Source organism: Burkholderia sp. Ac-20345 (genome assembly GCF_017104825.1).
GTDB lineage: Bacteria > Pseudomonadota > Gammaproteobacteria > Burkholderiales > Burkholderiaceae > Burkholderia > Burkholderia lata_B.
Genome location: NZ_JAAGPO010000349.1, coordinates 1 through 5,428, shown reverse-complemented (window position 1 = coordinate 5,428; position 5,428 = coordinate 1). Strand labels below are relative to the sequence as shown.

At 68.7% G+C, this 5,428-nt stretch carries 5 protein-coding genes; all 5 read right to left on the bottom strand.

Features of this window, described 5'->3' with window-relative positions; all coding sequences use genetic code 11:
• Window positions 1-635, bottom strand: a 635-nt coding sequence (gene cheD / locus G3O06_RS46240; protein WP_205820078.1) for a chemoreceptor glutamine deamidase CheD, incomplete at its 3' end; no start/stop codon positions are given.
• Window positions 632-1,615: a CheR family methyltransferase gene (locus tag G3O06_RS46235; RefSeq protein ID WP_205820077.1), complete on the bottom strand. Its 984-nt coding sequence runs from the start codon at window positions 1,613-1,615 to the stop codon at window positions 632-634. The genes cheD and G3O06_RS46235, both read right to left, overlap by 4 nt.
• A gap of 3 nt (window positions 1,616-1,618) precedes the next feature.
• A complete protein-coding gene (locus tag G3O06_RS46230) occupies window positions 1,619-3,592 on the bottom strand; it encodes a methyl-accepting chemotaxis protein (protein WP_205820076.1) in 1,974 nt (657 codons plus the stop codon).
• 37 nt (window positions 3,593-3,629) lie between these two features.
• On the bottom strand, window positions 3,630-4,145 hold the full coding sequence (cheW, locus tag G3O06_RS46225; RefSeq protein ID WP_174919032.1) for a chemotaxis protein CheW: 516 nt from the start codon (window positions 4,143-4,145) through the stop codon (window positions 3,630-3,632).
• Window positions 4,146-4,196: 51 nt separating this feature from the next.
• A partial coding sequence (locus G3O06_RS46220) for a chemotaxis protein CheW (RefSeq protein WP_205820075.1) occupies window positions 4,197-5,428 on the bottom strand: 1,232 nt, incomplete at its 5' end.

Below are 5,428 nucleotides of genomic sequence, written 5' to 3'. Positions count from 1 at the left end.
GCCGGCTGCGGCAGGGCCGGACGCTTCGCCGCGAACAACTCGACATGCGGACGCGGCCGTGCGGCGCGGGCGCGATCGGCGTCGCTGGCGAGCGCGGCTTCGCGCTCGGTGACGCCCGGCACCTGCAGCCGCAGCTTCTTCACCGCTGCGCGCCCCGTGGCCGCCATGAACGCGACCTTGCGCGGGTGCACGCCCTGCAGGTCTTCCGCCGTGATGCGGATGCGTTCGAGCGCCAGGTAGCGGCGCACGAAATCCGCGTTGCGGTCGCCGATGTTGATCGTCGTCATCCCGGCCAGCACGGCAGCGCCACCGAACACCTTCGCCTCGAAGCGTTCGCGGCGCCCGCCGGCCTTGATCATCTCGTTGATCAGCACTTCCATCGCATACGCGCCGTAGCGCATCGATTCCGAAGCAGCCGCGCCCGGATCGGCGCCGTCGTCCGGCAGCATGAAGTGGTTCATCCCACCGATGCCCGCGTACGGGTCGTGCAGGCACGCGGCGACGCACGAGCCGAGCACGGTCATCAGCACCATGTCCTCGGACGTCGTGTAGAACTCGTTCGGCAGCAGCTTCACGCCGGGACGGCCGAAGTGGTTGTCGAAGTAGCGATTGGTTGCGATCGGCAGGGCACTCATCCGCGCTCTCCCAGAGCTGATGCGACGCCCGCGGCTTGCGCACGCACGGGAGACGGCATCGCGGGCGCCTGCGCACCACGTGGCCGCGCGCCCTGTGCGGCGTCGCGGGTCAGTTCGTACACCGTCTGTCCGCGCAGCCGGAACGCCTGCGAGACATACGTGAAGTTTTCCGAATGGCCGGCGAACAGCAGCCCGCCCGGCTTCACGAGCGGCTCGAAACGCGACAGCACCTGCCCCTGCGTCGGCTTGTCGAAATAGATCATCACGTTGCGGCAGAAGATCGCGTCGAACGGCTTCGCGATCCCGTAATCCGCATCGGTGAGGTTCAACTGCTCGAAGCGGATCATCGCGCGCAGCTCGGGGCGCACCTTCACGCGGCCTGCCTGCGCGCCCGTGCCCTTCAGGAAGAAGCGCTTCAGCCGCTCCGGCGGCAGGTGCTTGACCTGGTCATACGTGTAGATGCCGGCCTCCGCCTTCGCGAGCACCTGCGTGTCGAGGTCGGTCGCGAGGATCGACGCGCCGCGCGCGGCCGATTCGCCGAGCGCCTCGATCAGCGTGATCGCGATCGAGTAAGGCTCCTCGCCGGTCGACGCCGCCGAGCACCAGACCGATACCGGCGCCGGCCGCCCCTTCACGAAATCCGACAGGATCGGGAAATGGTGCGACTCGCGGAAGAACGCGGTCAGGTTCGTCGTCAGCGCATTGGTGAACGCTTCCCACTCGAGCGGATCGTCTTCCTGCTCGAGCAGGTCGAGGTAGTCGCGGAACGTGTCGAGGCCGCGTGCCCGCAGCCGCCGCGCGAGACGGCTGTAGGCCATGTCGCGCTTGTGCTCGGACAGCGAGATTCCCGCGCGTTGGTGGATCAGCGCGCGAATGCGTGCGAAATCCGCGCCCGTGAACGCGAAGTCGCGCCCCGGCTCGCCCGCGCGAGGCGAGGCATCCGGTGCATCAGGTCGAAACGGCGCGCGCGCGTGCGGCATGGTTTAGAAGGTCTCCCAGTCGTCATCGGACGTGCCGGCCGTGGCCGGCGCCGGCTTCTCGCCGTTCAGCGCCGGGCGCACGAGCGCGGGCTTCGCGGCCGGCTTGTCGGCCGGTGCGGCGGTTTTCGCGAGACGCGGCCCGTAGCCGCCCGCGGCCGTGCCGCGGGAAGCCGGCGCATCCTTCTGCGCGTGCGCGCCGGCATCGGCCGCGCGCTTCGGTTCGTGACCCGCTCCCGACGCAGCCGCTGCGGCGGCACGCGTCGCCGGCGCAGCGCGCCGTGCCGGTTGCGCGGCGGCCCGCGGAGACGGCAGCGCGGCGACCGGTGCCGCGTCGAAACGCGGCTCGGACGTCAGCGCCGGCGCCGCCGCCGGTTCATGCGCGACCGGCCGCGCGACGCCGCGCGACGGCGCGAGCACGATGCCGCCCATCACGCGCCAGCCCGACACGATCGCCTTCATCTGGCGCGTCTGCTCCTCGAGCGACGCGGCCGCGGCCGCCGCCTGCTCGACGAGCGCCGCGTTCTGCTGCGTGACCGAATCCATCTGGCCGACCGCACGGTTGACCTGCTCGATGCCGGTCGACTGCTCGTCCGACGCGGCGCTGATCTCGCCCATGATGTCGGTCACACGGCGCACGGCCTGCACGATCTCGTCCATCGTCGAGCCGGCGCGCGACACGAGCGCCGACCCGCTTTCGACCTTCTCGGCCGAATCACCGATCAACTGCTTGATTTCCTTCGCCGCGCTCGCGCTGCGCTGCGCGAGCGAGCGCACCTCGCCCGCGACCACCGCGAAGCCGCGGCCCTGTTCGCCCGCGCGGGCGGCTTCGACCGCCGCGTTCAGCGCGAGGATGTTGGTCTGGAACGCGATGCCTTCGATCGTGCCGATGATGTCGACGACCTTGCCCGAGCTCGCCGCAATGTCCTGCATCGTCGAGACGACCTGGCCGACCACGTCGCCGCCCTGCGTCGCGATGTCCGATGCGTTCACCGCGAGCTGGCTGGCCTGCCGCGCGTTCTCCGCGTTCTGCCGCACGGTGCCCGTCAGCTGCTCCATGCTCGACGCGGTTTCCTGCAGCGATGCGGCCTGCTCCTCGGTACGCTGCGACAGGTCGATGTTGCCGGTCGCGATCTCGCGCGCGCCGACGTCGATCGATTCGGTACCGCGATGCACGGCCTGCACCATCGTCGTGACGGCGTCCTGCATCCGCTTGACGCCGCCGAACAGGCGGCCGATCTCGTTCGTGCTGAACACGTTCACCGGCTGCGTAAGGTCGCCGCCGGCGATGCGCTCGAAGTGCGCGATCGCGTCTTCCAGCGGCTGCACGATCAGCCCGCGCAGCGCGAAGCGGATCGCGATCACGACGACGACCGCGATCGCGATGCCGGCCGCGATCAGCCCGATCATCAGCGAGATCTGCGACTGCGTCGCGGCCTGGCGATCTTCCGCGCGCTTCTGCAGCGATGCGACCACGGCCGACGCGGCCTGGTCGTACGCGACGAACATCGGGCTGATCTTGGTATCGGCGACCGCGTGGTACGCGGCCATGTCGCCCGCGCGCGCGGCCGCGAACTCGGGCTCGACGCCTTCCTTCACGATCGTCGTGTAGCGCGCGGTCAGTTCGTCGACGAGCGCCTGCTCGACACCGAGCTTCGGCGTCGACTGGAACGCCTGCCAGTTCTGGTTCGACTTCGCATACAGCTCCTGCGCGCGGTCGAGCACCTTGGCCGCATCGGCCGTGTTGCCGGCTTCCGTCAGCGAACGGAAGCGGTCGAGCGACACGCGTGCGCGCAGCAGGTACGACGACGTGTCGTCGAGCGTATGGATCGCCGGCAGGTCGACGTGCGCGATCTCGTCGAGCGAGCGGCTCGCGTGATTCAGCGCGTACAGGCCGAGCCCGCCGACGGCTGCGGCCAGCGCCACGAGGATGAGTCCGACCGCCGTGAGGGTCGTGCGGATCGACCAGTTATGCAACATTGCAGATTCTCCCGAAATTCCTGCGCGCGCGGCGCGCTTACCCGCCGAGCGTCTCGATCAGCGCCATTTCACGGCTCGACATCAGCTTCTCGATGTCCATCAGGATCAGCATCCGGCCGTCGACCGTGCCGAGCCCCGTCAGGTACTCGGTCGTCAGCGTCGCGCCGAATTCCGGCGCCGGCATGATCTGGTCGGTCTGCAGCGTCAGCACGTCCGACACGCCGTCGACCACCATCCCGACCACGCGGTTCGACACGTTCAGGATGATCACGACGGTCTGGTGGTCGTACTCGACGCGGCCGAGATGGAACTTGATCCGCATGTCGACGATCGGCACGATGATCCCGCGCAGGTTGATCACGCCCTTGATGAACTCCGGCGCGTTCGCGATGCGCGTGACGCTGTCGTAGCCGCGGATTTCCTGCACCTTCAGGATGTCGATCCCGTATTCCTCGTCGCCGAGCGTGAACACGAGGAATTCCTGTCCCGCCGCGTCGCCTTGCGCCGCGTCGCGGCGGCTCGTTGCCGCGTTCGCCGCGGCCGGATTGATCATTTGGACTTCAGCAGACACGTTTGCCCCCAATCGGTTGAATGGCGAGAGACATCAGAACATCGCGAGCTCGGCGCCGGCACGGGCGCCGTGCGTCGCACGGGTTTCGCGGTTCAGCGCCGCGACGTCGACGATCAGCGCGACGCTGCCGTCGCCGAGGATCGTTGCTGCCGAGATGCCGTGTACCTTGCGGTAATTGGTTTCGAGGTTCTTCACGACCACCTGCTGCTGGCCGACCAGCTCGTCGATCAGCATCGCGAAGCGGCGCCCCTCGGTTTCCATGATCGTGACGATCCCTTGCGTCGGGTCGGTGCGCGCTTCGTCGACCGAGAACACCTCGTGCAGCGCGACCAGCGGCAGGTACTCGCCGCGCACGCGCACCACGCGCTCGCCGTTGCCGACCGTGTAGATGTCGTCGTTCGACGGCTGCAGCGACTCCATCACGAAGTTCAGCGGCAGGATGAAGATCTCGTTGCCGACCTTCACCGACATCCCGTCGAGGATCGCGAGCGTGAGCGGCAGCACGATCCGCGTGGTCGTGCCGCGGCCGGCCAGCGACGTGATCTCGACGTGGCCGCCCATCGACTGGATGTTGCGCTTCACGACGTCCATCCCGACGCCGCGGCCCGACACGTCGGTCACCGTCTCGGCGGTCGAGAAGCCCGGCGCGAAGATCAGCTGCCAGACTTCGTCGTCGCTGATGTTGTCCGAGATCTGCATGCCCTGCTTCGCGGCCTTCGCGAGGATCCGCTCGCGGTTCAGGCCCGCGCCGTCGTCGCTCACCTCGATCACGATGTTGCCGCCGTGATGCGCGGCCGACAGCACGAGCTGGCCGACCGCGTCCTTGCCGGCGGCGACGCGCTTGTCGACCGTCTCGATCCCGTGGTCGAGGCTGTTGCGCACGAGGTGGGTGAGCGGATCGATGATCCGTTCGATCAGGCTCTTGTCGAGCTCGGTCGCCTGGCCGAACGTGACGAGCTCGACCTGCTTGCCGAGCTTGCCGGCGAGGTCGCGCACGAGCCGCGGGAAGCGGCTGAACACGTAGTCCATCGGCATCATGCGGATCGACATCACGGCTTCCTGCAGGTCGCGCGCGTTGCGCTCGAGCTGCGCCATCCCGTTGAACAGGCGGTCGTGCAGCGCCGGATCGAACGCGCTCGCCGTTTCCGCGAGCATCGCCTGCGTGATCACGAGCTCGCCGACCAGGTTGATCAGCTGGTCGACCTTCTCGACGCCGACGCGGATCGAGCTGCCTTCGGCGCCCGATGCAGCCGCGGCGGCCGGGA